Source organism: Pseudoxanthomonas sp. (genome assembly GCF_035999195.1).
Lineage (GTDB): Bacteria > Pseudomonadota > Gammaproteobacteria > Xanthomonadales > Xanthomonadaceae > Pseudoxanthomonas_A.
This window is the reverse complement of record NZ_DASYGY010000009.1, coordinates 1,018,926-1,045,063: the sequence shown is the minus strand read 5'-3', so window position 1 is coordinate 1,045,063 and position 26,138 is coordinate 1,018,926. Positions and strand designations below refer to the sequence as shown.

Below are 26,138 nucleotides of genomic sequence, written 5' to 3'. Positions count from 1 at the left end.
GCGGGCTTGTCTGTTTCACGCGAGGGACATCACTGCAGGTTGAACGCGATCGGCACCAGGCCGTAAGCCTGCACCGCCTGTCCGTTCTGCATGGCGGGCTTGAAGCGCCAGGTCTTCAGCACGTGCTGCAGGGCCGAGCGATCGAGGTTGCGGTTGCCGCTGCTGGTCTCGATGGTCACGTCGAGGGGCGTGCCGTCGATGTCGACCAGCACGCGCAGGACCACCGTGCCTTCCACGCCATTCTTCAGTTCATTGATCGGGTAGCGCGGCGAGGTGGCACGGACATATTCCAGCGTCGCGGATGGCAGGGGGCCCGCGACCTCGGTGGTGCCACCGATCTCGCCGCTGTCGACCGCGGGGATGTCGATGACGCGCTCGCTCCCCGATTCCACGAAAACCGGAACATCGACCGTCGGCGTCGTTGGCGCCACAGCAGGCGTCGTCGTGATGGGACGCGGTTCTTCCCGCTTGACGACGGTCTGTTGCTCCTCGATCGGTACGACGATGGGGATCGGATCCTCCTTCTGTATCCAGCGTACTTCCGGCTTCGGCTTGGCCGCAGGCGCGAGGGGAGGCGCCGCCATCGGGATGAGCAGCATCAGCAGGGCGGCGGCGTGAAGGGCGATGGCGGCCGCGATGGCGGCGATGCGGCCGATGTCGATGCGGGTATCGGAACCGTGGGGTAGTGCGCGAACCATGATCCACCTCCTTGAGGGCTGTGAACGGAACAACGCTCGGCCGCAGGGAGTGGGGTTGCAACGTCCCGGCGCCGCACGCCCAGACTGTACTCCGGCGGAGGGCGTCCGCAAGGGGAGGAGCGTTCGACCTTCGGCGTAGTCCGGTGACCGGACTCTCCAACGAAAACGGCGCCACGCAGGGCGCCGTCGTCGCGGGCACGAAGACCGGGGTTACTTGCCCAGTTCGAACACCACGTCCAGGTTGATCGAAACCGTGCTTTCACCCGGCGAGACCGGCGGCGCGCCAGAGGCGTCACGTGCTTCCATCTTGGCCATGGCCATCATCGGCATCGGGCGGAAGCCGCCGTTTCCTTCGGAGATGCTGACGATCCGGCGCACCTTCAGGCCCAGCGACTTCGCGTAGGTCTCGGCGCGGGCCTGGGCCTTCTTCAGCGCGGCCAGACGGGCTTCGTCGTAGACCGGCTCCGGGTTGTCGATCTCGAAACTGGGGCCGTTGATCTGGTTGGCACCGACGCCGGCCAGGGCATCCAGCACCTTGCCCAGTTTGGCGATGTCGCGGACCTTGATGCTGACGGTGTTGTTGGCCTGGTAGCCGGTGATCTTCGGGGCCTCGTTCTCGGCGTAGCGGTACTGCGGATTGAGGCTGATGCCGCTGGTCTGCACGTCCTTGTCGGCGATGCCGGCGGCCTTGATGGCGGCCACCACCTTGGCCATCTGCTCGCTGTTCTGGCGCATGGCGGTGTTGCCGTCGACGGCCTGGGTGACGACGCCGGCCGAGATCGTGGCGATGTCCGGCACGCGCGAGGCCTCGGCCTGCGCCGACACGTTGAGCAGGGTGCCTTCCGGGGCGGCAGCACCGACACTGGCGAGGGTCTGGGCGGAGGCGGTCATGGCAGTGGTTCCGAAGGACAGGGCAAGGGCGAGCAGCAGGGGGCGGATCAGGGTCGGACGCATGGGATCTCCTATCGTGGTTCGGGTGGCGGGCACCCGGGTCGTCGTCGACGCGCAAGGGTGTTCACGATGACATGAACGGGCTGTGATCTGCAGCGGGGTTGCGCGTTCCGGCCGACATCAGCGGCCATTCAGTCAGGCGCCGCGGGTTATTCTTCCGTGATGCTCTACCTGGCCTCCCAATCCCCCCGCCGCGCCGAACTGCTGACCCGCCTGGGGCTGACCTTCGGACGCATCGACCTCGACCTCCCCGAGCAGCGCCAGCCCAACGAACCCGCCACCGACTACGTCCGCCGCGTTGCCCGCGAGAAGGCGGGCGCCGGTCTGTTGAAGGTCATGGGTACGGCCGGCGCGGTCGTGCTGGGGGCCGATACCGAGGTCATCCTGGACGACGAGGTCTTCGGCAAGCCGGTCGACGCCGCCGATGCCGCCGCCATGCTGCGTCGCCTGTCAGGGCGCACCCACCAGGCGGTTTCCGCGGTCTCGGTGGTCAGCGCGTCGCTAGAAGCGCAGGCACTGGTCGTCACCGAGGTCAGCTTCGCCGAGCTGGAAGACGACGAGATCGCCGCCTACGTCGCCAGTGGCGAAGCGATGGGCAAGGCCGGTGCCTACGGCATCCAGGGGCGGGCCGAGCAGTTCGTCACCCGGCTGGCCGGCAGCTATTCGGCGGTGATGGGCCTGCCGCTTTACGAGACCTCCCGGCTGCTGCGCGATTTCGGCATCCATCCGACGGCCACCGCCGCCACCGCGTCAGCCTGAGGACGGACCCATGTCGGAAGAAATCCTGGTCAACGTCACCCCGCGCGAAACGCGCGTCGCGGTGATCGAAAACGGCATGCTGCAGGAACTGCACATCGAGCGCGGCTGGCGCCGCGGCGTGGTGGGCAACATCTACAAGGGCAAGGTGCAGCGGGTGATGCCCGGCATGCAGGCGGCCTTCGTCGAGGTCGGGCTGGATCGCGCCGCCTTCCTGCATGCCAACGACATCGTGCGTTCGTCGCCGGGCGCGGTGGTCGAGGGCGAAGAGGCGCCGCTGCCTGCGCCGCCGGCCGTACCTATCATGGACTTGCTGCGCGACGGGCAGGACATCGTGGTGCAGGTGGTGAAGGATCCCATCGGCAGCAAGGGCGCGCGCCTGACCACGCAGATCAGTATTCCGTCGCGCTACCTGGTGCTGCTGCCGCAGTCGAAGGTGATCGGCGTGTCGGCGCGCATCGAGGACGAGGCCGAGCGCCACCGCCTCAAGCAGGTCGTCAGCGAACTGGCCGGCCTGCATGGCGGCCACGGCTACATCATCCGCACCAATGCCGAAGGCCAGCCGGCCGAGGCGCTGGCCGAGGACATCGCCTACCTGTCGCGCGTGTGGAACGTGGTCGAGCGGCGCGGCCGTGAATCGCCCTCGTGCAGCATCCTGTACGAAGATCTCAGCCTGCCGCTGCGCGCCGTGCGCGACCTGATCCGCAAGGACGTGGAAAAGGTCAAGGTCGACTCCAAGGAAACCCACGAGCGCCTGCAGGCGTTCGTGGCCAAGTACATGCCGGTGCTGGCCGAGCGCATCGAACTGTATTCGGGCGAGCGGCCCATCTTCGACCTGTATGGCGTCGAGGACGAGATCGGCCGCGCGCTGGACAAGCAGGTCCCGTTGAAGTCGGGCGGCTACCTGGTGATCGACCAGACCGAGGCGATGACCACGGTCGACGTGAACACCGGTTCGTTCCTCGGCCAGCGCAACCTCGAGGAAACCGTCTACCGCACCAACCTGGAAGCCGCGCAATCGGTCGCGCGCCAGCTGCGGCTGCGCAACCTCGGCGGCATCATCATCATCGACTTCATCGACATGGACGATCCCGAGCATCGTCGCCAGGTGCTGCGCACGCTGGAGAAGTCGCTGGCGAAGGATCACGCCAAGACCACGGTGTACGAGTTCTCGCCGCTCGGCCTGGTGGAGATGACCCGCAAGCGCACGGTGGAAAGCCTGGCGCGCCAGTTGTCCGAGCCGTGCCCCGAATGCGGCGGCCGCGGCAGCATCAAGACCACCGAAACCGTGACCTACGAGATCTTCCGCGAGATCACCCGCGCGGTGCGCCAGTTCGAGGCCGCGCGCCTGCTGGTGATCGCCTCGCCCAAGGTGGTCGCCCGCATCACCGACGAGGAATCGACGGCGGTGGCGGAACTGGAGGAATTCCTCGGCAAGTCGATCCGCTTCCAGGCCGACGAGCAGTACCTGCAGGAGCAGTTCGATGTCGTGCTGCTCTGAAGCCGTGATTGGTGATTCGTACTGGGTGATTGGCGAAGGCACGGTTCGCTCGCTGCTTGTACGAATCACTCATCGCGAATCACGAATCACCGCGAGCGCAGCGAGCTGATGCCCACGCCGCTGCGCCGTCGTCTGCGCCTGGCCCGTCGGGGTGCCGTGTATGGCATCGCGGTGGTGCTCGTGTGCATGGCGGTGGTGCTCGGCATCGCCAGCCAGGTGTTGCCGTTGGCCGAGCGGCATCCTGACCGCATCGCGGCCTGGCTCAGTGAGCGGGCCGGCCGGCCGGTCGCCTTCGACTCGGTGAAGACGCAGTGGACGCGGCGCGGCCCGCTGTTGCAGCTCGATGGCTTGCGCCTGGGTGAGGGTGACGGCGGCGTCCGCATCGGCCAGGCCGAGGTGCTGGTGTCGATGTACGGCGGCCTGCTGCCGGGCCGTTCCTTCACCGAACTGCGCCTGCGCGGCCTGTCGCTGACCCTGCAGCGCGGCGACGACGGTGCGTGGTCGGTGCGCGGCCTGCCCGGGCAGACGCAGTCCACCGACGATCCGCTGCAGAGCCTGGAAGGCCTGGGCGAACTGCAGGTGATCGACGGCAGGCTGGCGATCATCGCGCCTTCGCTGGGTTGGGACATCCGCCTGCCGGAGATCGACCTGCGGCTGCGCGTGCAGGGCGACCGCGTGCGTGCGGGAACGCGTGCATGGATCCGGCGGGACGCCGCGCCGCTGCATGTCACGGTGGACTTCGACCGCAAGGCCGGCGACGGACGCGCCTACCTGGACGTGTCCGCGGAAGACATCGGCGCATGGTCGCCGCTGCTGCATTACGCCGGCGTGGTCGCCGAGCACGGCAACGGACGCGTGCAGGCCTGGACGGAACTGCGCAAGCATCGCGTGGTGCTGGTGACAGCGGATGTGCGCCTGCGCCAGGTCGCGCTACGGGGCGCGCCGCTGCCGGCGTCCGCCGCGCCGACCCGCATCGGCTTTGAGCAGATGGAAGCGCGCATGCGTTGGCGACTGGTGTCCGGCGGCTGGCGCCTTGATGCGCCACGCCTGCGGGTGGGCACGGCACCGGCCGTGCAGACGCTCGATGGCCTGGTCGTGGCCGGCGGCGAGCGCTACGCGCTGCTGGCCGACCAGGTGGATGCGGCACCGTTGTTCGCCGTGCTGGGGCTCAGCGACCGGGTCGATGCCGGCCTCCGCCGCTGGCTGGTGCAGGCCCAGCCCGGTGCGCGGCTCGCGCGCTTGAACCTGGCCGGCCGCAGGCATGGCGCACTGCATGCGGAAGGACAGCTGCGCGACATCGCGTTCAAGGCGGTCGGCGATTCGCCCGGGCTCAGTGGCCTGGCGGGCGATTTCGAGGGCGACGCCGATGGCTTCCGGCTGCGGCTGGATCCGTCCGCGACGATGCGCTTCGACTGGCCCAGCGGATTCGCCGTGGTGCACGACGTGCGCCTGCGGGGCGACATGCTGGGCTGGCGCGAAGGAAGCGGCTGGCGTGTGGGCACTACGGCGCTGCAGGTGCAGGGCAAGGACTATGCGGCCGATCTGCGCGGCGGCCTGTGGTTCCAGGGCGACGGCACGCGGCCCTGGATCGATCTGGCGGCGGACCTGGCCGACGCGCCGGTGCCGGTGGCGAAGGGCTTCTGGATCCACCACAAGATGTCGAAGACGGCGGTCGACTGGCTGGATGCCGCCCTGGTCGGCGGTACCGTGCACAACGGCCGCGCCATCGTCAGCGGCGATTTGGACGACTGGCCGTTCGTGGCGAACAACGGGCGTTTCGAGGCGGTGGCGCACATCGCGCGTGGTCAATTCAGGTTCCAGCCGGAGTGGCCGCAACTCGAACGGGTCGACGCCGACATCGCGTTCATCGGTAACGGCTTCGAGCTGAAAGGGCGCGGTGCGCTGGCGGAGGTGGACATTCCCGCCTTCCAGGCCGGCATCGCGGATTTCCGCGAGGGCGACCTGAAGATCACCGCGCGCACCGACACCGATTCGGCCCGCCTGCTCTCGCTGCTTCGGCAGAGCCCGCTGCGCAAGAGCTACGGCGAAACGCTGGACCACCTGCAGGCCAAGGGCCCGGTGTCCGCGACCTTCGACCTGCTGCAGCCGCTGCGCGCCGAGCGGCAGGCGCGCAGGAAACTGGCGGGCACCGTGGAGCTGAAAGGCGCGCAATTGTCCGAGACGCGCTGGGACCTGGCGTTCGCCAACGTGCGCGGCAAGGCGAAGTACGACGATGGCGGGTTCGCTTCCGGACCGCTGCAGGTCGTGCACGAGGGCCTGCCGGGCGTGCTGGGCCTGCGTGCCGGCAGCGGCACGCGGGATCGCAGGCAGGCCTTCGAGGCGGATCTCTCCGCCGTGGTGGACGCGGACCGCCTGCTCGACCGTGCGCCCGAGATGACCTGGCTCAAGCCGTACATGGACGGGCGTTCGCAATGGACCGTTGGCGTGGCGATTCCGCGCACGCCGGCGGGCGTCGTGGCCGCACCCACCCAGCTGAGCCTGACGTCGAACCTGGTGGGCACGGCGATGAACCTGCCGGCCCCTATGCGCAAGGCCGCGGCGACGCCGCTGGCGGCGACGGTGCGGGCGCCGCTGCCGATCGGCAGCGGCGAGATCGACGTGGCCTTCGGCGATCTGCTGGCGCTGCGCGCACGCAGCACCAATGGCCAGACGGGCGTGCGCGTCGCACTGGGCAGCGATCACGTGAAGGACGCGCCGCCGCCGTCGGGCCTGGTGGCCACGGGCCGCACCGGCGCGCTGGACGCGATGGAGTGGATCGCGGTCGCACGCGGGGGCGGCGAAGGCGATGGCCTGCCCCTGCGCCATATCGACGTCACCGCCGAACGACTGCTGATGCTCGGATCGGTCTTCCCGGGCACGCGACTGCAACTGGCTCCCGCGCCGCAGTCGCTGGCGATCTCGCTGGATGGCGAGGCCCTGTCCGGCGCGCTGCTGGTGCCCGATGCCAAGGGCGCCGCCATCGCCGGCAAGCTCGCGCGCGTGCATTGGCGCAAGGCGCCGACGGAAGGCGCAGCGACAGCAGGCTCCGGCGCGCGAAGCGCCACCGACGACATCGACCCTGCCGCCGTGCCGCCGCTCTCGCTGGACGTGGAGGACCTGCGGTTCGGCGATGCGCGCCTGGGCACCGCCAAGCTGCGCACCCGCCAGCAGGCGGACGGCCTGTACGTGGACCAGTTGCAACTGCGCTCCCCCGGCCAGCAGATCGACGTGCGCGGCCAGTGGACCGGCACCGGCAACACGGCGCGCACGCGTTTCGCCGCCGACGTGAAGAGCGAGAACTTCGGCGTGCTGTTCGACGATCTGGGCGTCGGCGACCGCGTCGGCGGCGGCCATGGCCAGATCACCGCCGACGCCGGCTGGCCGGGCAGTCCGGCGGCGTTCCGACTGGCAGCGCTGGAAGGCAGCGTGACGCTCGCCGTGCGCGATGGTCATCTGCTGGAAGTGGAACCGGGGGCGGGCCGCGTGCTGGGCCTGTTGAGCGTGGCCGAAGTGCGCCGCCGCCTGATGCTCGACTTCAGCGATTTCTTCTCCAAGGGCTTCGCGTTCAACCGGATCGACGGCGACATCCGCCTCGACGGCGGACTGGCGCGCAGCGACGACCTGATGATCGACGGCCCTGCGGCCGAAATCGTGATCCGCGGCGACACCGACCTGCGCAGCGAGCGGTTCGACCAGACGGTGGACGTGAAGCCGAAATCCGCCAACGTGCTGACGGCCGTCGGCGCCGTCGCCGGCGGTCCCATCGGTGCCGCCGTAGGCGCCGTGGCCAATGCGGTACTGAAAAAGCCGCTGGCCGAGATGGGCGCCAAGACCTACCGCGTCACCGGCCCGTGGAAGTCGCCCAAGGTCGAAGTGGTGGGACGCGAACAGTCGCGTAGCCGCACCGACGAACGCGCCGACGAACGCACCGGCAGTGCCGGCGCTCCCTGAGTCCCGGCGGGTCGGGCCGCTTGCCGCGGTGGTCCTCCGCCCCCATGGTAATGACATGACCCTACCCATCACGCTCGCCGAAACCCGCCTTCTCCTGCCCGCCGGCCTCGACCCGTCCGGCCTCGACCGCGCCTTCGGCACGTTGCTCGGCCCGGGCATCGATTTCGGCGACCTGTATTTCCAGCATGCGCGGCGCGAGAGCTGGACGGTGGAAGACGGCATCGTCAAGGACGGGGCGCATTCGATCGAACAGGGCGTCGGCGTGCGGGCCGTGTCCGGCGAGAAGACCGGCTTCGCCTATTCCGACGACATCAACGCGCAGGCGCTGCTGGAGGCATCGAAGTCCGCGCGCGCCATCGCCCGCGACGGCGCCGCGCATGCGCCACGCACGCTGGTGCGCACCGGCGGCCGCGCGCTGTACGCCGGCGACGACCCCATCGACGCGATGGGCAACGACGCCAAGGTCGAGGCGCTGCGTGCGATCGACCGTTTCCTTCGCGCGGCCGATCCCCGCGTGCAGCAGGTCACCGTCAGCCTGTCCGGCGGCATCGACACAGTGCTGGTCGCGCGCAGCGACGGTGTGCTCGCTTCCGACGTGCGTCCGCTGGTGCGCCTGAATGTGCAGGTCATCGTCGAGCAGAACGGTCGTCGCGAGTCCGGCTATGCGGGCATGGGGGGCCGTTACGGCTATGCCGAGCTGTTCGCCGACGGCAAGCCGGAAGATCTGGCGCGCGAAGCCTTGCGACAGGCGCTGGTGAACCTCGAGGCGATCGACGCGCCGGCCGGCGTGATGCCGGTGGTGCTGGGCAGCGGCTGGCCGGGCGTGCTGCTTCACGAGGCGGTCGGCCATGGCCTGGAAGGCGACTTCAACCGCAAGGGCACCAGCGTGTATGCCGGCCGCATCGGCCAGCAAGTCGCGGCGAAGGGCGTGACCATCGTCGACGACGGCACGCTGCCGGGCCGGCGCGGTTCGCTCAACATCGACGACGAAGGCACGCCGACCAACTGCACCACGCTGATCGAGGATGGGGTGCTGGTCGGCTACATGCAGGACACCCACAACGCACGCCTGATGGGCGTGGCGCCCACCGGCAACGGCCGCCGCGAGTCGTTCGCGCACCTGCCGATGCCGCGCATGACCAACACCTACATGCTGGCCGGCCAGGACGATCCGGAAGACATGATCCGCTCGGTGAAGAAGGGCCTGTACGCGGTCAACTTCGGCGGCGGGCAGGTCGACATCACCAGCGGCAAGTACGTGTTCTCCGCTACTGAGGCCTACCTGATCGAGGACGGCCGCATCACCGCGCCGGTGAAGGGTGCCACGCTGATCGGCAACGGTCCGGAAACCATGCAGAAGGTGAAGATGGTCGGCCACGACCTGGCGCTGGACCAGGGCGTCGGCGTCTGCGGCAAGGACGGCCAGAGCGTGCCGGTCGGCGTCGGCCAGCCGTCGTTGCTGATCGAAGGCCTGACGGTGGGTGGGACGAAGGCGTGATGCATCCCAGCCAGTCCCTTCTCCTGGCGGGAGAAGGTGCTCCGCAGGCGGATGAGGGTGTGGTGGAATTCGTGACGCCTGCGCTGCATGGACTTCGCCGTACCCTCACCCCAACCCCTCTCCCGGCGGGAGAGGGGCTATGGCGCGCCGTCTTCGCTGGTTCCCTGCGCTGCGCGAGCATTCGCCAGCACATCGCGCAAGTTGCGCAACTCGCGGAACGATATGCGTCGGCGCCTTTCCCTTCTCCCATCGGGAGAAGGTGCCCCTCAGGGGCGGATGAGGGTGCGGTGGAATTCGTTACGCCTGCGCTGCAGGGACTTCGCCGTACCCTCACCCCAACCCCTCTACCGAGGGGAGAGGAGCTATGGCGCGTCTTCTTCGCTGCCGTCCTGCGTCGCGCTCGCTTCCGCAAGCAGCTCACGCAGTTCGCGGAACAATTCGCGGAATGCGCGCGGCGGTTTGTTCTTCGCTTTTTCTTCGGCGGCATTGCGCACCAGCTGGCGCAGTTTCTGCCGGTCCGCGGTCGGGAATTCGTCCAGCAGCGCCGCCAGGGCGTCGTCGCCACCGGCGAGCAGGCGGTCGCGCCATTGCTCGGCGCGGTGGAGCAGGGCGGTTTCGCGGCGTGCCGCTTCGCCGCCTTCGTCCATTGCGTCGCGGATCGCTTCCAGCACCTCGTCCTCCTCGCGCCGCATCTGCTTGGCGAGGAACTGCAGCTGGCGCTTGTGGGCGATGTGCGAGGTGATGCGCTGCGTCTCGACGATGTGCGGCATCAGGTCGTCGGGAATCGGCAGGCGCGCCAGCTGCGCGGCCGGCAACGCCACCAGCTTTTCGGCCAGGCTGCGGATTTCCAGCGCTTCGCCCCGTTGCTGGGTGCGGCTGGGGCTCAGGAATTCGCCGGTCTCGGGATCGCGTCCGCGCATGCTGCTGCCTCTCTTTCGCGTCCGCCGCATCGTGCGGGCGCCTGGATTCATTCGATCCGGCCCTGCGGGTGCGGATCACACGACACAAGGATAAAGCATTGAACGCCACCGCCCTGACGTCTTCCGATGACAGCCTTGCCCGGCTCGAACGCCTGGAAGTGCTGTCCCAGCGCCTGCTGGAGCGTGCGCGGGCGCACGGCGCCACCCAGGCCGAGGTCAGCTGCAGCGAGGAGACCGGCCTGAACGTCAACGTCCGCCTGGGCGAGGTGGAGACCGTGGAGTCCACGCGAGACCGCGGCATCGGCGTGACCGTGTACTTCGGCCAGCGCAAGGGCAGCGCCAGCACCGCCGACCTGCGCGAGGAAAGCCTGGAGGCCACCGTGGCGCAGGCCTGCGCCATCGCGCGCTACACCGAGGACGACCCGGCGTCCGGTCTCGCCGACGCGGCACTGATGGCCCGCGATTTCCCTGACCTCGATGTCTGGCATCCGTGGGCGCTGGACACGGATCGCGCGGTGGACCTGGCGCTCGCCTGCGAGGCAGCCGGGCGCGATGCCGATGCGCGCATCGAGAACTCCGACGGCGCCTCGGTCGGCAGCGGCGAGAGCCTGTCGGTGTACGCCAACTCGCACGGGTTCATCGGCCGCGAGCGCGACACCCAGCACACCATCGGCTGCGCGCTGATCGCCGGGCAGGGCGACGGCATGCAGCGCGATGGCTGGTACAGCACGGCGTTGTCGCACCTTGAACTTGAGGATCCGGCGGCCATCGGCCGCAAGGCCGCCGAGCGCACACTGTCGCGGCTGCAACCGCGCTCGCTGGCGACCGGCGAGCATCGCGTGCTGTTCTCCGCCGAGGTGGCGCGCTCGCTGATCGGCCATCTGCTCGGCGCGGTGTCCGGCGGCGCGCTGTACCGGAAGGCGAGCTTCCTGCTCGACCACGCGGGTCGGCGCATTTTCCCGGACTGGTTCGCCATCGAGGAACTGCCGCTGCTGCCGCACGGCCTGCGCTCGGCCGCCTTCGATGCCGAAGGCGTGGCGACGAAGCGCTCGCACCTCATCCGCGACGGCGTGCTGGAGCGCTACGTGCTGGGCAGCTATTCGGCGCGCAAGCTCGGCCTGCAGACCACCGGCAATGCGGGCGGCGTCCACAACCTGCAGGTGAAAGCGAACGCGGGCGGATTCGACGATCTGCTGGCGGGCATGCGCACCGGGTTGCTGGTCACCGAACTGATGGGCCAGGGCGTGAACGGCGTGACGGGCGACTACTCGCGTGGCGCGGCCGGTTTCTGGGTCGAGGAAGGTGCGCTGGCCTACCCGGTGGATGGCATCACCATTGCCGGCAACCTCAAGGACATCTTCGCGGCCATCGAGGCGGTCGGCAGCGACGTGGACCGCCGTTCGCATGTCGGTGTCGGCTCCATCCTGGTCGGCCGGATGACGGTGGCGGGCGAGTAGCCGCAGGGTCCCGCGGCACGCGCATGGCCGACGATCGCACCATTACCCGTTATGCTTGGCATGCGGAGGGCTGCGGGGGAACGCCGCCCTCGACCGCCCACCACACCACTCGGGGAACTCCTACATGAGCGAATTCGACAACGTCACCGCACCGCCGCCGCCGGCCACCGGCGATGCACCGCAGGACCAGCGCACCATGTCGCTGCTGGCCCACCTGCTGGGCATCATCACCGGCCCGATCGGTGCGCTGATCATCTGGCTGGTCAGCAAGGACGACGCCTCCAAGGGGTTCGTCGTGGACCAGTCCAAGGAAGCGTTGAACTTCCAGATCACGGTGTTCATCGCCATCGTGATTTCGTGGATCCTGGCCTTCGTGCTGATCGGCCTGCTGCTGATGCCGCTGGTCGGCATCGCCAACCTGGTGCTGTGCATCATTGCCGGCATCAAGGCCAACAACGGCGAGTCGTACCGCTACCCGTTCGCGCTGCGCCTGATCAAGTAAGCGCTCATTGCGACGAAGAAGAAAGCCCGGCACCGCCGGGCTTTTTTCATGCGTCCGCTCAGTGGGCGCGGTGGATCGCCAGCTCGCCGAGGGCGCGCAGCGCCCCGGCACGGCCGTCGTAAGGCGCCAGCGCGTCGCGCATCCGCGCATCGAGTTCATCCAGCTTGGCCTTTGCGCCTTGCATGCCGAGCAGCGCCGGGTAGGTCGACTTGGCCTGCGCCGCGTCCTTGCCGGCGGTCTTGCCCAACTGGTCGGAACTGGCCTCGATGTCGAGAATGTCGTCGCGCACCTGGAAAGCGAGGCCCAGCGCGCTGGCGAAATCGTCCAGCCGCGACAGCGTGGCCGCATCGGCTCCACCGGCCAGGGCGCCCATGCGTACGGCAGCGCGGATCAGCGCGCCGGTCTTGAGCGCATGCATGCGCTGCAGTCCGTCCAGCGACTGCCGGGTGCCGGTCGCGTCGATATCCAGCGCCTGTCCACCGCACATGCCGGCTGCCCCGGAGGCGTGCGCCAGCGTCGCCAGCCAGGCCACGCGCAGCGCCGCGTCGACGTCGGCCACGGACAGACGTTCGAACGCGCGCGTCTGCAGCGCGTCGCCGGCGAGGATCGCGGTGGCTTCGTCGAAGGCGATGTGCACGGTGGGCTTGCCGCGGCGCAGGTCATCGTCGTCCATCGCCGGCAGGTCGTCATGCACCAGCGAATAGGCGTGGATCAGTTCGACCGCGACGGCGGGCGCATGCAGCGTGGCCTCGTCCGCCTGCAGCAGGGTGCCGCTGGCGTAGACCAGCAGGGCGCGCATGCGCTTGCCGCCTCCCAGTACGGCGTGACGCATGGCGGCGTGCAGGCGGTGCGGGGCGGCGTCGGCCGGCGGCAGGGCGCGGTCGAGATGTCCTTCCAGCGCGGCCGCCCAGGCGGCGAAGCGCGGATCAGCGGCCATCGGGGGCGGGCGCGAAGGGCTCGCCGTTCTCGGGTTGTTCCGGGTCGGTGAGCAGCCGCACGCGCAGTTCGGCCTGTTCGAGCGCCGTCTGGCATTGCCGGTACAGGCCCACGCCGCGCTCGTAGGCGGCAAGCGAGGCTTCCAGGCTCAGGTCGCCGTGTTCCATCTTCTCGACCAGTTGCTCGAGCTCGTCGAGCGACTGCTCGAAATGGGCGACGGGCGAGGCGTCTGCGGAGGTTTTCTTTGCCATGCGGCAAGTGTGGGGATCGGCCGCGGTCAGGTCAAACCCGGCGCGGGCTCAGCCGCGACACCAGCGCAGACCCGCGCCGCGCGCGCGCAACCACGCGTCGCAGTCGGCCGAGAGCACCAGGTCGCCGGCGGCCCACAGCGCGTCGTCGCGCCAGAGCAACGGCAACTGGCGCCGTTCCCAGGGCGGCACGCCCAGCGACTGCAGCACGTCCTTGAGGGCATGCCGGTGCGCGCGACCGGGCAGGGCGATGCGTTCGCCGCCGCGGCGGTCGGTGAGTCGTACCGGGGTGTCGAACGGACCGCCTGCTTCCAGCGCCAGCACGCCGCCGTCCGGCAACCGGAATGGCGCGTTGCCGTCCCAGACGGCGTGCCAGCCGTCCGGCAAGGCAGGACGCAGGCGTTCGGCGTGCAGCAGGCCACGCCAGCGCCGCACGACCGCGCCGCGCCAGGCGAACCCGGCCTGCGCGTCGGCCCGTGCATCGAGCAGATCCTCGTCGATCCGGGCCACGCCTTCGGCAGGCAAGGGCGGCAGACCGAGCCGCTCGATCCAGCACCGCAACGCGCGTGCGCGCGACGCGGCGCAGGCTTCGCGCAACGGAGCGACGTGCAGGGCGGCAGGATCGGCGGTGGCCGCACGCGCGAGCAGCGCGCGATCCTGCGCGTCCAGCAGTTCGCTGGCGTCGGCGCACAGGGCGGCGCTGCGGGCCAGGGCGGCGTCGGCATGCGGCCAGCGTTGCCGCAACAGCGGCAGTACCTGGTGGCGCAGGAAGTTGCGGTCGAAGGCGGTGGAGGCATTGCCCGGATCTTCGATCCACGACAGCGACGCGGCACGTGCGTAGGCCTCCAGCGCGGCGCGCGGCAGCTCCAGCAGCGGGCGCCACAGCCAGCCGGCGCCGAACGCGCGCCATGGCCGCATCGCCGCCAGGCCATCCGGCCCGGAGGCACGCAGGGCGCGCAGCAGGAAGGTCTCGGCCTGATCGTCGCGATGATGGGCGAGGGCGAGGATGTCGCCGGCCTGCATGACCTCGGAGAAGGCCGCGTAGCGTGCGCGCCGCGCTGCGGCCTCCACGCCTTCGCCCCGGGTCGTGTCCACGTGGACGCGCTTTACCTGCAGCGGAACGCCGAGCGTCGCGCACAGGGCATCGCAGTGCTCCGCCCACGCATCGGCATCGGCATGCAGCCCGTGATGCACGTGGATCGCCTGCAGGCCGTGATGGCGCACGACGGGATCGTGCGCCAGCCTGTGCAACAGCACGGTCGAATCGAGCCCGCCACTGAAGGCCACCCACACGCGTCCCGTCGCCAGCGGCGGTGACAGGGCGGGAGCGGCGACGTGGGGAGGCATGCCGCCATGCTAGCGGCGATGCGCATGCCGCGCAGCCGGTCGCGCGCATCGATCCGCCGTTGACAGGGTCTGAACCGGCCAGCGGCGACCATGCGCGTCGCCATCGACACGAAGGAGAACGCATGACGGTTTCGACCGACTCCCCGGCTGCGCAGGAAACCCGCCGCCAGCACGCCCTCGACCGCTACCACATGGTCGACAGCCTGCCGGCCACCGTCTACGACGATCTGGTGAACGTGGCCGCGGCGCTGTGCGGCACGCCCATCGCGGTGGTCTCGCTGATCGACCGCGACCGCCAGTGGTTCAAGGCGCGCGTGGGGCTGGACGACCACCAGACCACGCGCGATACCGCCGTCTGCGATCACGCGATCCGCCAGCCCGATGAGCTGCTGGAAGTGCAGGATCTCAGCGAGGATGCGCGCTTCAACGAGTTCCCCATCGTGACCGGCGAGGTCAAGGCGCGTTTCTACGCCGGCATGCCGCTGGTCACCGCGAATGGCGAGGCGTTGGGGACGGTGTGCGTGGTCGACACCCAGCCGCGCCGTCTCAACAGCCAGCAGAAGGCGTCGCTGCGCGCGCTGGCGCGCGTGACCATGGCGCTGCTGGACGCGCACCGCGTGCAGCACGAATCCCAGGCCATGGGCGCGCTGCAATCCGAGGCGACCGTCGCCGCGACCGACCCTTCCGCGACGCCTTCGGATGCGGGTTACACGGTCGCGATCATCGAGGTGCAGGGCATGGCCGAGGCGGCACGTCGTCTTGGCGAACGCACCCTGGAGCGGCAGCTCCAGGGGCTGGCGGCGGAACTCGAGGCATGTGTGCAGCCGGCGTTGGGCGACCACATCAGCCGCGTCACCGACAGTGCCGAGTACGTCGCCCTCCTGCACGGCGAAGCGCAGGAGGCGCGCATGCAGGCGCTGCGCAAGGCCGCCCTGGAGGCGGGCAGTCGGGACGGCCTGTCGCTGCGGGTGGGCGCGGCGAGCGCCAGGCCGGGCGAGGCCCTGCATGGCGTGTACCTGCGGGCGGAAGAAGACCTCAGCCGGCAGAAGGATGCGGCTGCCCGCGACCGCGTCGCTGCCTGAGGCCCATCCCCGGCGTCGCTCGTTCGTCACCACGGCATGCGGGCAAGGAGGAGGCAGGGCGCGGGAATCTGCGGCATGCTGACCGTTACGTCCGCACGCCCTCGGCAAAGCATGTCCCTCCTGCGTCGTTCCCTCGTCCGTGTGTTGATGGTGCTGGCGATCCTGGTTCCGGCCGCATCGCTGACGATGTATGCGCTCAATCCGTTCGGTGTCCGCTCGATGGACCCGCGGCAACGCATCCTCGGGCATGGCCTCTACCGCATGCCGTCGTCCAGCATGCTGCCCGGCATCGTGCCGGGACAGGTGCTGGTGACCCGCGCGGGCCACTACACCCGGCACCCGCCACAGCGCGGCGATGTGGTAACCCTGCTCCTGCCGGCGCACCAGGGCCAAGTCTGGCTCCAGCGGATCGTCGGCCTGCCGGGCGAAACGGTGAGCATCGTCGACGGCACGGTGCATATCGATGGCGCGGCACTCGAGGAGCCGTATGTCGCGGCGGAAAACGTCAGCGCGGAACATTCGCGCGCGTTCCCGCCGACGCCGGTGCCGCCGGGGCACTACTTCATGATGGGCGACAACCGCGACAACAGCATGGACAGCCGCTTCCAGCCGATGACGCGTCGCGAGGACATCACCGGCAAGGTCGTGCGCGCGATTCCCTGATCCGCCTAGGCGCGCGGCAGCATGGCCAGTTCACGCCTGGCGACCTCGATCCAGTCGCGTTGTTCGCGCTGGTAGTAGCGGGGCGCGACGTCGGAGCGGTCGAGGATTTCCTGGAACACGCTGCGCGCACGGGCATGCTCGCCCTGCCGCTTCAGCAGCAGGCCGAAGCGGGCGCGGGCCTCCTCGCCCGGGTAGCCCTGCACGACGGCTTCGTATTCGTGGATGGCCGCCGCTGCGTCGGCGCTGTCCTCGACGGCGCGTGCATACAGCAGATGGCCATCGCTGGAGCGGAATCCGGGATTGGCGGCGATCAGCGCCTCCAGCGTGGCGCGGGCACGGGTCGAGTCGCCCAGTCCGAACTGCGACTTCGCCAGCCCCAGCATCAGGTCCGGATCGGTGGCATACAGCCCCTTCAGCGCCTGCTCGTACAACTCGGCCGCCTGCGCGTAGTCGCCGCTGCGCAGGCTTTCCTCGGCCAGGCGGCGCCGGTTCTCCGGTGTGTCGGCCGCCTTCAGCAGCCGGGCCGCGTCGCGGCGGTCGCGATCGGGGTCGACACGGTTGCGGACGCTGCGCACGGTACGGCGCGCGGACGGGCTGTTCCGCAGTTCCGGCACGACCTCGGCGATGACGTAGATGATCGCCGACAAGAACGGGAACACCAGCAGGATGAAAACCCAGTACAGCGGACGCCCGGTGCGCACCACATGCACGCAGCAGGCGATCTGGACGGCGTACGTCAGCAGCAGGAGGGGGCTCATGGGGCGGGCGCGGATCTCGATGCCGGACAGGCGACAGGCCGCATTCTAGCCATCGCGATACGCAGCGCGTCCGCCGCGTCGGGAATGCCGGCGTGCGCCGCGCCCCATCGATACCGGTCTGTCAACCGTTCCGGATGGCAGGCAGGGTCGTGATGGGACGGGCTTTTCATCAGTACGACCAGCAGCAGCCGCTCCTCGGCGACGAGTTCGCCCAGCGGCCGGCCGTACCAGGCCCGCGCGGCCTGCTCGATGCCGGTCGCGCCGCGACCGAACGCGCCCTCTGCCAGCAGCGTGTCGACCATCCGGTCCATCTCCCACTGACGACTCACGCGGACGGTGGCTGCCAGGCCGGCGGGATGCCATTGAGCGCCTCTGGCCCGACGCGGTTGCCGCATCATCAGTGATCGTCCGCTATCGCCGAGCAGCGTCAGCTGGGAGCCGAGCGGTTCGTGTTGCCGACCGGAGAAATGCCAGAGCCAGTATCCCCAGACGCTGACAGGATTCAGGCGCGGCACGTCCTGGATGCCGCGTGCATTGACGGCCAGGTAAAGCGCGCGGAGGTCGGGCGTGGCGCGGTAGCGGCTCGGCTCGAGATCGTCGGGCAGTCCGGACGCCCCATGGGCGTACAGACCGAAGCACAGGCCGATGACGAGTGCGGCGACGACCAGCAGGGTTCCGGGGAGGGCTCTGATCCAGGCCATCCCCGGCGAGGGCTCAGGCGGCCTCGTACGCGCCGTAACCGCGCAGGCGCGCGTAGCGCTTCTGCAGCAACTGCTCGACGGGCAGTTGTTCCAGTGCGTCGAGTTCGTTGAGTAGCACGGCCTTCAGGCGGACGGCCATCTGGCGCGGGTTGCGGTGCGCGCCGCCGATGGGTTCGCGCACCACCTTGTCGACCAGGCCCAGGCCGTGCAGGCGCTTGGCGGTCAGGCCGAGCTGTTCGGCGGCGTCCTTGGCCTTGGCGGCGTCCTTCCACAGGATCGAGGCGCAGCCTTCCGGCGAAATCACCGAGTAGGTGCCGTACTCCAGCATCAACGTACGGTCGCCCACGCCGATGGCCAGGGCGCCGCCACTGCCGCCTTCGCCGATCACCGTGCAGATGATCGGGATCTTCAGTTCCGCCATTTCCATCAGGTTGCGCGCGATCGCCTCGGACTGGCCGCGCTCTTCCGCGCCGACGCCCGGGTACGCGCCCGGGGTGTCGATGAAGGTCAGCAGCGGCAGCTTGAAGCGCTCGGCCATCTTCATCAGGCGCAGCGCCTTGCGGTAGCCCTCGGGGCGCGGCATGCCGAAGTTGCGCGCGATCTTGCTCTTGGTGTCGCGACCCTTCTGGTGGCCGATGATCATCACGCTGCGGCCGTCGATGCGGCCCAGGCCGCCGACGATGGCGGCGTCGTCGGCGAAGGCGCGGTCGCCGGCCAGTTCCTGGAACTCGTCGCAGAACACCTTGATGTAGTCCAGGGTGTACGGCCGCGCCGGATGGCGCGCCAGCTGCGAGACCTGCCACGGCGACAGGTCGCGGAAGATCTGCGCCGTGCGCACGCGCAGCTTGTCCTGCAGGGCGTGCACCTCGGCATCGACATTCACCGCCGGCCCGGTGCTGGCGGCGCGCAGGTCCTGGATCCTGGCTTCCAGGTCGGCGATGGGCTGTTCGAAATCGAGGTAGTTCGGATTCATCTGTGGGCCATGGGCCGGAAAGGGGCAAAGTGTAGCCGAAGCGCTCCAGCGGTCACGTACGGGGGGGTAGGGCCGTGATGGCGCGCACGCGGCGCGTCAGTTCGCCCACGGGCGCTGGAACGCGGGCTTGGCCGCGCGCACGCCGGGCATGGCCCGCAGGGCATCCAGCAGCTCCACATCCACGCGCACGGCCTTCTGGCCGTTGAGGTCCAGCATGCCGGCGATGGCGGCGTCTCCGGCGGACATCAGCAGGTCCAGGCGCAGCGGCGTGCCGCCCGGGCGGTGGCGCGACAGCAGCGCATCGACCCGTTCCCACAGGCCCGGTACGCGCAGGTCCAGGCGCAGCTGCAGGCGGTGCGCATGCTGCTGGCAGAGTTGCGCGTAGTCCCACACCTGGCGGATGCGCAGGCTGTAGCCGCCGCTGAACTCGTCCTCGCGCAGGCCGCCCTTGATGACCAGCACGCGGTCGCGCGTCATCAGCGCGCCGAACTCGGCCAGCGCATCGGAGAACGCACTGCATTCGATGCGGCCGCGGCCGTCTTCCAGCTGCACGAACACCTGGCTGTCGCCCTTGCGGCGGACGCCGACCACCTGGCCGGCGACGATCGCGTTGACTTCCGGCCGCCAGCCCTTCTTGTCGCCGCCGGAGGAGCTGGACCAGATGCGGTCGAGCTCGCTCAGGTCGCTGCCGACCAGCGAGCGCAGGTCGTCGCGGTACGGGTCCATCGGGTGGCCGCTGAGGTAGTGCCCCAGCGTCTCGCGCTCGCCGTGCAGCACCTGCATCAGCGGCCACTCGTCGGTGACGGGCAGCTCGATGTGGATGTCGTCGCCGCCGCTGCTGGCCCCGAACATGTCGACGATGCCGGCGTTGCGGTTCTTGCTGATCTGGTCGATCGCTTTCAGCACCTCCGGCAGCTGCAGCGCCAGCGAGGCGCGGTTGCGGCCCAGCGCATCCAGCGCACCGGCGTTGATCAACGCCTCCAGCGCACGCTTGTTGAGCTTGGACGAATCCACGCGCTTGCAGAAATCGAACAGGTCGCGGAACTCGCCACCCTGCCTGCGCGCCTCGACGATGCTCTCGCACACGCCCTGGCCGACGCCCTTCACCGCGCCCAGGCCGTAGCGGATGCTGTTCGCATCGGTGGCCACGAACATGAAGTCGGAGTGGTTCACGTCCGGCGGCATGACGTTCAGGCCCAGGCCGCGCGCCTCGTCGAGGAAGCCGACCACCTTCTCGGTCTTGTCCATGTCCGAGGACAGCGTGGCCGCCATGAATTCGGCCGGATAGTGCTTCTTCAGCCACGCGGTCTGGTAGGCGACCAGCGAGTACGCGGCGGCGTGCGACTTGTTGAAGCCGTAGCCGGCGAACTTCTCCATCAGGTCGAAGATTTCGTCGGCCTTGCGCTCGTCCACGCCACCCTTGGCGGCGCCCCCGCGGAAGATCTCGCGGTGCTTGGCCATCTCGGCCGGCACCTTCTTGCCCATCGCGCGGCGCAGCAGGTCGGCGCCGCCCAGCGAGTAGCCGCCGACGATCTGCGCCATCTGCATGACCTGCTCCTGGTAGACCATGATGCCGTAGGTCTCTTCCAGCATGGTCCGCGTGCGCGGGTCGGGATACTCGAATTCCTCGCGACCGTGCTTGCGCTCGACGAACGACGGGATCATGTCCATCGGGCCGGGACGGTACAGCGCGTTCAGCGCGATCAGGTCCTCGAAGCGGTCGGGCTTGGCTTCCTTCAGTGCACGCCGCATGCCGGTGGATTCGAACTGGAACACCGAGCCGGTGTTGCCGTTGGCGAACACGTCGCGATACACGCTGGCGTCGTCCAGCGGAATGGTGGTGATGTCGACCGGCGGCACGCCGGCGCGGGCGTGGCGTTCGTTGATCGCCTTCACCGCCCAGTCGATGATGGTGAGAGTACGCAGGCCCAGGAAGTCGAACTTCACCAGGCCGACGGCTTCCACGTCGTCCTTGTCGAACTGGGTGACCGGGTTCTTGCCGCGCCCGCCTTCGTCGTGTTCGGCGAACAGCGGGCAGAAGTCCGACAGCGGCGAGGGCGCGATCACCACGCCGCCGGCGTGCTTGCCGGCATTGCGGGTGAGGTCTTCCAGCTGGCGCGCCAGGTCGATCAGGTCGCGGACGTCGTCCTCGTCGCGGTAGCGGTCGATCAGTTCCTGCGAGGCGGCCTCGCTGCTGCCTTCGCCCATCGCGTCCTTCAGCGACACGCCCAGGATGTTGGGGATGAGCTTGGCGACGCTGTCGACCAGGCCGTAGGGGAAGCCGAGCACGCGGCCGGCGTCGCGCACCACCGCCTTCGCCGCCATCGTGCCGTAGGTGATGATCTGGCTGACGCGGTCGCGGCCGTACTTGCGCGCAACGTAGTCGATGACTTCATCGCGGCGGTCCATGCAGAAGTCGATGTCGAAGTCGGGCATCGACACGCGTTCCGGATTGAGGAAGCGCTCGAACAGCAGGCCGTACGGCAGCGGGTCCAGGTCGGTGATCTGCAGCGCCCACGCCACCAGCGAACCCGCACCGGAGCCACGGCCCGGACCGATGGGGATGCCGTGGTTCTTTCCCCACTGGATGAAGTCGGCCACGATCAGGAAGTAGCCGGGGAAGCCCATCTTGCAGATGGTGTCCAGCTCGAAGTCGAGCCGCTTTTCGTAATCCTCGCGCGTGTGGCCGGGCGCCAGCGGATTCTTCTCCAGGCGGGCCTTCAACCCGTCGTGCGACTGGCGACGGATCCAGCTGTCCAGCGTTTCGTCGTCCGGCACCGGATACGCGGGCAGGAAGTAGGTGCCCAGCCGCATCTCGATGTTGCAGCGCTGCGCCAGCGCCACGGTGTTGTCCAGCGCGTCGGGCACGTCGGCGAACAGCTCGGCCATCTGCTCGGCCGACTTCATGTACTGCTCGGCGCTGTACTCGCGCGGACGCTTGGGATCGTCCAGCACGCGTCCGGAGGCGATGCATACGCGGGCTTCGTGCGCGTCGAAATCGTCCGGCGACAGGAAGCGCACGTCGTTGCTGGCGATCACCGGCAGGCCGCGCGTACCGGCGGCATGCAGGGCGAAGGCATTGAAGGCTTCCTCGCCGTCGCGCTGCGTGCGCGTCAGCTCCAGGTGCAGGTCGTCGCCGAAGGCGCGCTGCCAGTCGGCGAGGTGCTGTTCGGCCAGATCATGGCGCCCGGTCAGCGCCAGCCGTCCGGCCAGGCTCTGCCGGCCCATGATGGCGAACAGGCCCTGGTGGTCGGCGCGCAGCCACTCGGGGTCGATGGCGACGCCGTCGGTGCGATGGCCTTCCATCCAGGCGCGCGACAGCAGGCGCGACAGCGACAGGTAGCCGTCGCGGTCGCGGCAGAGCAACGTCACCGGCCAGGGCGCGTCGCTGCCGTCGGCCACCATCACATCGGCGCCGGCGATGGGCTTGATGCCCACGCCCTCGGCGGCCTTGTAGAACTTCACCAGCGCGAACAGGTTGTTGCGGTCGGTCACCGCCAGTGCGGGCATGCCCAGTTCCACCGCCCGGCTCAGCAGGTTGGCCTGCTTGGCCTTTTTCGGGTCGGCATGGTCCGGCTTCTCGGGCACGCGGATGATCGAATCCGCGAGCGAGAACTCGGTGTGCAGGTGGAGGTGGACGAAACGCGAAGACATGCCGGTCCGGGATACTGACGGGGCAGCGTACCGGCGGGGGTGGGGAGGGGCAAGGCTTGACATTCCGGCGTCGCGGAACGGGCCCGTCCGGACAAAAAAAGGCCGCCCGGGGAAAGGCGGCCCAGGGGAAACCCGAGGGCTCGGGATGGGGGTAGCGCGGCGCCACGCGCCGCACCTGATTCAGTGGATGCGGAACATCGGCACCGGTTCCGGCGCATAGCTGCTGAAGCGCACCTGCCGCAGGTGCGATTCCAGCGCGGCTTCGGCGTTGCGCGCGGCCTCCCAGTCGGCGCGGGTGTAATGCAGCGCCTCGTACGCGCATCCGCGCAGCTGCGCTTCGAGGCTGCGCAGGCGGCGGAAATCCAGATAGCGCGCGGTCTCGTCGGCGACCAGCAGCCAGGTGGCTTCGTCCAGCGAGACGCCGGGCTCGCGCAGCAGCGCCATGGCCTGCTGCAGGCGACCGCGCAGGATGGCCGGCGGCGACCAGTCGCAGTCGGCCAGCAGGCTGCGCAGCAGCTGCACGCGCGTGTCGTCGACGGCGAGCAGCGGGGTGGTGGACGTGGCAACAGGATTCAACAGGCTCATGGCGCACCTCGTGGGGGAAGAGGGCTCCCGGGCGTGGTGGAGCGCGGGATGCAGGGTCATCGTGCCCTTGCGCGGAGACGCGTGCGCCTGCTGGAAGCCATCGTGACCATGGGCACCGTGCCGATGGTCACGCGCGTGAATGCCTGTGTGTCAGCGCCCGGCGAGTGCGTCGCGCACGGGCGCGAAGCTGCGGCGGTGATGCGCGCACGGTCCGTGCCGCGACAGTGCCGACAGGTGCGCAGGCGTCGGATAGCCCTTGTGCACGTCGAAGCCGTACTGCGGAAACGTCGCGTGCAGCTGCACCATCAGGCGGTCGCGCGACACTTTGGCCAGGATCGACGCCGCCATGATCGCCGGTTCGATGGCGTCGCCGCCGACCAGCGTCTCGGCCATGCAGTTCAGGCCCTTCGGCGCGCGGTTGCCGTCGATGCGGACCAGTTCGGGGAACGGCTGCAACGCCATGACCGCGCGACGCATGCCTTCCAGGGTCGCCTGCAGGATATTGAGCCGGTCGATCTCGTCCGGTTCGACGAACACCACGCGCCAGGCGAGGGCGCGTTGCTGGATCAGCGGGAACAGCGCCTCGCGCTTCGCCTCGCTGAGTTGCTTGGAGTCGTTCAGGCCCGCGATCGGACGTGCGTCGTCCAGGATGACCGCCGCGACGGCGACCGGTCCGGCCAGCGGGCCGCGACCAGCCTCGTCCACGCCGGCGATGAGGCGGACGACGGGCATCGGGAACAGCGAGGCCGACGTCATCGCACAGTGCCCTCTGTAGGAGCGACGTAAGTCGCGACCGTGCAAATGACAACCACGGAAGCTCGTCCCTTGGCGTGAACGGGTGACGAAGAGCGTTGTCTGGCGGACGGTGATGACTTCACGGCAGGCAGGGTTCTCGGTCGCGACTTACGTCGCTCCTACAGGGGGAACGATCAACTCCGCGACTGCCGCGGCCGCGCTCGCCGAGGCGTCCTGGCGCAGCTGCGCATGCAGCCGCTGATAGACGGGCTGAAGGCCGGCGACGGCCTCCGGTTCGCGGAACCAGCGCAGGACGGCTGAAGACAGTTTGTCCGGCGTGCAGTCGTCCTGCATCAGCTCGGGCGCGATGTCCTCGCCCGCCAGCACGTTCGGCAGCGCGTAACGCTCCACCTTCAGCATCCCCAGGCCCTTGACGATGCGGTACGTCAGCGGCGCGATGCGGTAGCCCACCACCATCGGGCGCTTGCACAGCATGGCTTCCAGCGTGGCCGTGCCGGAGGCGAGCAGGACGGCATCGCTGGCGATCATCGCGTCGCGTGCGCGGCCGTCGAGCAGGCGCCACGCGGCGTCGGCGCCATGTGCGGCGAACTGCGCCTCCAGCGCCTGCCGGCAGGCGGCATTGGCGGCCGGCACGACGATCTGCAGCCCGGGAACCTGCGTGGCGACCAGGCACGCGGCGTCGAAGAAGGCCGGCGCCAGCCGTCCGATCTCGCCGAGCCGGCTGCCAGGCAGCACGGCCAGCACCGGCGCGTCCGCGGGCAGCCCGAGTGCGGCACGCGCGGCGGCCCGGTCCGGCTGCAGCGGGATCTCGTCCGCCATCGGATGGCCGACGAAGCGCGCATCCACGCCGTGCTTCGCGTAGATCGGCGGCTCCATCGGGAACAGGCAGAGCACGCGGTCGGCGCTCCGGCCGATCTTCGCGGCACGCTGTTCGCGCCACGCCCAGACGGACGGGCTGACATAGTGGACCGTGCGCACGCCGCGCTCCTTCAGCCAGCGCTCGACGCCGAGGTTGAAGTCGGGTGCATCGATGCCGACGTAGACATCGGGCTTCCAGTCCAGCACGCGCTGCCGGAAGTCCTTGCGCAGGCGCAGCAGCCGCGGCAGGTGGCGCAGTACTTCGGCCAGGCCCATCACGGCCAGTTCGTTCGCGTCGAACCAGGTGTCGCAGCCGGCAGCACGCATCGCATCGCCGCCGATACCGACGAATTCGGCGTTCGGAAAGCGCGCACGCAGCGCAGCCATCACTCCTGCGCCGAGGCCATCACCGGAGGCCTCGCCGGCGCACAGCGCGATGCGTACACCACGCGTGGCGGGAATCGGGAAGGGGGAATGAGTGAGGGAGGAGGCGAGGAGCGCCGACGGAGAGCCGGCCTGCCCAATCCCGATTCCCGACTCCCGATTCCCGGCACTCACCGCTGCAACGGCCGTTCGCCGCTTTCGATGAACTGCAGCAGCGCTTTCACGTCGTCGCTGGCCTGGGCCTGTTCGGCGAGCTGTTGTTTGGCTTCGGCCAGCGGCAGGCCGGCGACGTACAGCGTGCGGTAGGCGCGCTTGATGGCGGCGATGCGGTCGGCATCGAACCCACGCCGCTTGAGGCCTTCGCTGTTGATGCCGCGCGGCCGGCCGGCGGCGTCGCCCGCGACCATGGTGAACGGGGGTACGTCGCCGCTCAGCAGCACGCCCATGCCGATGAAGGCGTGTGCGCCGACGCGGCAGAACTGGTGCACGCCGGCGAAGCCGCTCATGATCACCCAGTCCTCGATGGTGACGTGGCCCGCCAGCGTCGAGTTGTTGGAGAACACGCAGTGGTTGCCGACGATGCAGTCGTGCGCCACGTGCGTGTACGCGAGCAGCATGTTGTCGCTACCGATGCGGGTGATGCCGCCGCCGGTCCCGGTACCGCGGTTGAGCGTGACGAACTCGCGTACCTGGTTGCGGTCGCCGATCACCAGCTCGACGCGCTCGCCCTTGAACTTCTTGTCCTGCGGATCGCCACCGATGGCGGCGTGACCGGTGAACACGTTGTCGCGGCCGATGCGGGTGGGGCCGGTGACCGTGCAGTGCGGCCCGATCACCGTGCCGTCGCCGATCTCGACGTCGGGACCGACGTAGGCGAACGGACCGATGCGCACGCCTTCGCCCAGCACCGCACCGGGGTCGACGACCGCGCTGGGATGGATGGCGGTGGGGGCGCTCAT

At 69.4% G+C, this 26,138-nt stretch carries 22 protein-coding genes; 8 read left to right on the top strand and 14 right to left on the bottom strand.

The window, feature by feature from the left end:
* Positions 1 to 29 precede the first annotated feature (29 nt).
* Positions 30 to 698, bottom strand: a complete 669-nt coding sequence (locus tag VGN58_RS11945; protein ID WP_327483438.1) for a TonB family protein — start codon at positions 696 to 698, stop codon at positions 30 to 32.
* 210 nt (positions 699 to 908) lie between these two features.
* Entirely contained in the window at positions 909 to 1,652 is a 744-nt protein-coding gene (locus tag VGN58_RS11940) for an SIMPL domain-containing protein (RefSeq protein ID WP_327483437.1), read from the bottom strand.
* A gap of 159 nt (positions 1,653 to 1,811) precedes the next feature.
* Between VGN58_RS11940 and VGN58_RS11935 the strand changes: the two genes are divergently transcribed.
* The 4 genes from VGN58_RS11935 (at position 1,812) to tldD (ending at position 9,355) form a co-directional block, all read left to right on the top strand.
* The gene (locus tag VGN58_RS11935) at positions 1,812 to 2,408 is read left to right on the top strand and encodes a Maf family protein (protein ID WP_327484643.1); all 597 of its coding nucleotides are present in this window, start codon (positions 1,812 to 1,814) and stop codon (positions 2,406 to 2,408) included.
* 10 nt (positions 2,409 to 2,418) lie between these two features.
* Entirely contained in the window at positions 2,419 to 3,906 is a 1,488-nt protein-coding gene (rng, locus tag VGN58_RS11930; protein ID WP_327483436.1) for a ribonuclease G, read from the top strand.
* Positions 3,907 to 4,014: 108 nt separating this feature from the next.
* Positions 4,015 to 7,857 (top strand): YhdP family protein, encoded by a 3,843-nt coding sequence (locus tag VGN58_RS11925; protein ID WP_327483435.1) that lies wholly within the window; start codon positions 4,015 to 4,017, stop codon positions 7,855 to 7,857.
* Between the two features lie 55 nt (positions 7,858 to 7,912).
* Positions 7,913 to 9,355 (top strand): metalloprotease TldD, encoded by a 1,443-nt coding sequence (tldD, locus tag VGN58_RS11920; RefSeq protein WP_327483434.1) that lies wholly within the window; start codon positions 7,913 to 7,915, stop codon positions 9,353 to 9,355.
* Positions 9,356 to 9,717: 362 nt separating this feature from the next.
* Here tldD and yjgA read toward each other — a convergent pair whose 3' ends face one another.
* Positions 9,718 to 10,275: a ribosome biogenesis factor YjgA gene (gene yjgA / locus VGN58_RS11915; RefSeq protein ID WP_327483433.1), complete on the bottom strand. Its 558-nt coding sequence runs from the start codon at positions 10,273 to 10,275 to the stop codon at positions 9,718 to 9,720.
* Positions 10,276 to 10,373: 98 nt separating this feature from the next.
* Between yjgA and pmbA the strand changes: the two genes are divergently transcribed.
* Both pmbA and VGN58_RS11905 read left to right on the top strand, forming a co-directional pair.
* Positions 10,374 to 11,732: a metalloprotease PmbA gene (gene pmbA / locus VGN58_RS11910; protein ID WP_327483432.1), complete on the top strand. Its 1,359-nt coding sequence runs from the start codon at positions 10,374 to 10,376 to the stop codon at positions 11,730 to 11,732.
* Positions 11,733 to 11,856: 124 nt separating this feature from the next.
* Positions 11,857 to 12,234, top strand: a complete 378-nt coding sequence (locus tag VGN58_RS11905) for a DUF4870 domain-containing protein (protein ID WP_055935868.1) — start codon at positions 11,857 to 11,859, stop codon at positions 12,232 to 12,234.
* A gap of 58 nt (positions 12,235 to 12,292) precedes the next feature.
* On the opposite strand, the gene VGN58_RS11900 is transcribed toward VGN58_RS11905, so the two are convergent.
* The 3 genes from VGN58_RS11900 to tilS are packed head-to-tail and all read right to left on the bottom strand — an operon-like array spanning position 12,293 to position 14,765.
* Complete coding sequence (locus tag VGN58_RS11900; RefSeq protein WP_327483431.1) at positions 12,293 to 13,171, bottom strand: farnesyl diphosphate synthase; 879 nt, start codon at positions 13,169 to 13,171, stop codon at positions 12,293 to 12,295.
* Positions 13,161 to 13,421 (bottom strand): exodeoxyribonuclease VII small subunit, encoded by a 261-nt coding sequence (locus VGN58_RS11895; RefSeq protein ID WP_327483430.1) that lies wholly within the window; start codon positions 13,419 to 13,421, stop codon positions 13,161 to 13,163. Before VGN58_RS11895 ends, VGN58_RS11900 begins: the two co-directional genes overlap by 11 nt.
* Positions 13,422 to 13,469: 48 nt before the next feature.
* Positions 13,470 to 14,765: a tRNA lysidine(34) synthetase TilS gene (gene tilS / locus VGN58_RS11890; protein WP_327483429.1), complete on the bottom strand. Its 1,296-nt coding sequence runs from the start codon at positions 14,763 to 14,765 to the stop codon at positions 13,470 to 13,472.
* Between the two features lie 122 nt (positions 14,766 to 14,887).
* Here tilS and VGN58_RS11885 point away from each other — a divergent pair, with 122 nt between their 5' ends.
* Positions 14,888 to 15,847 (top strand): GAF domain-containing protein, encoded by a 960-nt coding sequence (locus VGN58_RS11885; RefSeq protein ID WP_327483428.1) that lies wholly within the window; start codon positions 14,888 to 14,890, stop codon positions 15,845 to 15,847.
* Positions 15,848 to 15,958: 111 nt separating this feature from the next.
* Entirely contained in the window at positions 15,959 to 16,510 is a 552-nt protein-coding gene (lepB, locus tag VGN58_RS11880) for a signal peptidase I (RefSeq protein ID WP_327483427.1), read from the top strand.
* A gap of 5 nt (positions 16,511 to 16,515) precedes the next feature.
* On the opposite strand, the gene VGN58_RS11875 is transcribed toward lepB, so the two are convergent.
* The 8 genes from VGN58_RS11875 to lpxA form a co-directional block, all read right to left on the bottom strand.
* The gene (locus VGN58_RS11875; RefSeq protein ID WP_327483426.1) at positions 16,516 to 17,268 is read right to left on the bottom strand and encodes a tetratricopeptide repeat protein; all 753 of its coding nucleotides are present in this window, start codon (positions 17,266 to 17,268) and stop codon (positions 16,516 to 16,518) included.
* Complete coding sequence (locus tag VGN58_RS11870) at positions 17,265 to 17,969, bottom strand: transglycosylase domain-containing protein (RefSeq protein WP_327483425.1); 705 nt, start codon at positions 17,967 to 17,969, stop codon at positions 17,265 to 17,267. The genes VGN58_RS11875 and VGN58_RS11870 overlap by 4 nt, the downstream gene beginning before the upstream one ends.
* A 13-nt stretch (positions 17,970 to 17,982) precedes the next feature.
* Positions 17,983 to 18,942 (bottom strand): acetyl-CoA carboxylase carboxyltransferase subunit alpha, encoded by a 960-nt coding sequence (locus tag VGN58_RS11865; RefSeq protein ID WP_327483424.1) that lies wholly within the window; start codon positions 18,940 to 18,942, stop codon positions 17,983 to 17,985.
* 96 nt (positions 18,943 to 19,038) lie between these two features.
* Positions 19,039 to 22,596, bottom strand: a complete 3,558-nt coding sequence (gene dnaE / locus VGN58_RS11860; RefSeq protein WP_327483423.1) for a DNA polymerase III subunit alpha — start codon at positions 22,594 to 22,596, stop codon at positions 19,039 to 19,041.
* Between the two features lie 180 nt (positions 22,597 to 22,776).
* On the bottom strand, positions 22,777 to 23,181 hold the full coding sequence (locus tag VGN58_RS11855; protein ID WP_327483422.1) for a hypothetical protein: 405 nt from the start codon (positions 23,179 to 23,181) through the stop codon (positions 22,777 to 22,779).
* Between the two features lie 150 nt (positions 23,182 to 23,331).
* Positions 23,332 to 23,937: a ribonuclease HII gene (rnhB, locus tag VGN58_RS11850; protein WP_327483421.1), complete on the bottom strand. Its 606-nt coding sequence runs from the start codon at positions 23,935 to 23,937 to the stop codon at positions 23,332 to 23,334.
* A 147-nt stretch (positions 23,938 to 24,084) separates the two neighbouring features.
* Positions 24,085 to 25,353, bottom strand: coding sequence for a lipid-A-disaccharide synthase (lpxB, locus tag VGN58_RS11845; protein WP_414710783.1), 1,269 nt, complete (start codon positions 25,351 to 25,353; stop codon positions 24,085 to 24,087).
* Positions 25,350 to 26,138, bottom strand: a complete 789-nt coding sequence (lpxA, locus tag VGN58_RS11840; RefSeq protein WP_327483420.1) for an acyl-ACP--UDP-N-acetylglucosamine O-acyltransferase — start codon at positions 26,136 to 26,138, stop codon at positions 25,350 to 25,352. Before lpxA ends, lpxB begins: the two co-directional genes overlap by 4 nt.

Bases quoted from the DNA above. Each gene is read 5' to 3' on its own strand.
- lpxA (WP_327483420.1), bottom strand. From the start codon at position 26,138: ATGAGCGCCCCCACCGCCATCCATCCCAGCGCGGTCGTCGACCCCGGT.
- VGN58_RS11865 (WP_327483424.1), bottom strand. From the start codon at position 18,942: ATGAATCCGAACTACCTCGATTTCGAACAGCCCATCGCCGACCTGGAA.
- VGN58_RS11940 (WP_327483437.1), bottom strand. From the start codon at position 1,652: ATGCGTCCGACCCTGATCCGCCCCCTGCTGCTCGCCCTTGCCCTGTCC.
- tldD (WP_327483434.1), top strand. From the start codon at position 7,913: ATGACCCTACCCATCACGCTCGCCGAAACCCGCCTTCTCCTGCCCGCC.
- VGN58_RS11905 (WP_055935868.1), top strand. From the start codon at position 11,857: ATGAGCGAATTCGACAACGTCACCGCACCGCCGCCGCCGGCCACCGGC.
- VGN58_RS11875 (WP_327483426.1), bottom strand. From the start codon at position 17,268: ATGAGCCCCCTCCTGCTGCTGACGTACGCCGTCCAGATCGCCTGCTGC.
- VGN58_RS11945 (WP_327483438.1), bottom strand. From the start codon at position 698: ATGGTTCGCGCACTACCCCACGGTTCCGATACCCGCATCGACATCGGC.
- tilS (WP_327483429.1), bottom strand. From the start codon at position 14,765: ATGCCTCCCCACGTCGCCGCTCCCGCCCTGTCACCGCCGCTGGCGACG.
- VGN58_RS11935 (WP_327484643.1), top strand. From the start codon at position 1,812: ATGCTCTACCTGGCCTCCCAATCCCCCCGCCGCGCCGAACTGCTGACC.
- lepB (WP_327483427.1), top strand. From the start codon at position 15,959: ATGTCCCTCCTGCGTCGTTCCCTCGTCCGTGTGTTGATGGTGCTGGCG.
- rng (WP_327483436.1), top strand. From the start codon at position 2,419: ATGTCGGAAGAAATCCTGGTCAACGTCACCCCGCGCGAAACGCGCGTC.
- dnaE (WP_327483423.1), bottom strand. From the start codon at position 22,596: ATGTCTTCGCGTTTCGTCCACCTCCACCTGCACACCGAGTTCTCGCTC.
- VGN58_RS11925 (WP_327483435.1), top strand. From the start codon at position 4,015: ATGCCCACGCCGCTGCGCCGTCGTCTGCGCCTGGCCCGTCGGGGTGCC.
- yjgA (WP_327483433.1), bottom strand. From the start codon at position 10,275: ATGCGCGGACGCGATCCCGAGACCGGCGAATTCCTGAGCCCCAGCCGC.
- VGN58_RS11900 (WP_327483431.1), bottom strand. From the start codon at position 13,171: ATGGCCGCTGATCCGCGCTTCGCCGCCTGGGCGGCCGCGCTGGAAGGA.
- VGN58_RS11855 (WP_327483422.1), bottom strand. From the start codon at position 23,181: ATGAGCCTGTTGAATCCTGTTGCCACGTCCACCACCCCGCTGCTCGCC.
- VGN58_RS11885 (WP_327483428.1), top strand. From the start codon at position 14,888: ATGACGGTTTCGACCGACTCCCCGGCTGCGCAGGAAACCCGCCGCCAG.
- VGN58_RS11895 (WP_327483430.1), bottom strand. From the start codon at position 13,421: ATGGCAAAGAAAACCTCCGCAGACGCCTCGCCCGTCGCCCATTTCGAG.
- VGN58_RS11870 (WP_327483425.1), bottom strand. From the start codon at position 17,969: ATGGCCTGGATCAGAGCCCTCCCCGGAACCCTGCTGGTCGTCGCCGCA.
- rnhB (WP_327483421.1), bottom strand. From the start codon at position 23,937: ATGACGTCGGCCTCGCTGTTCCCGATGCCCGTCGTCCGCCTCATCGCC.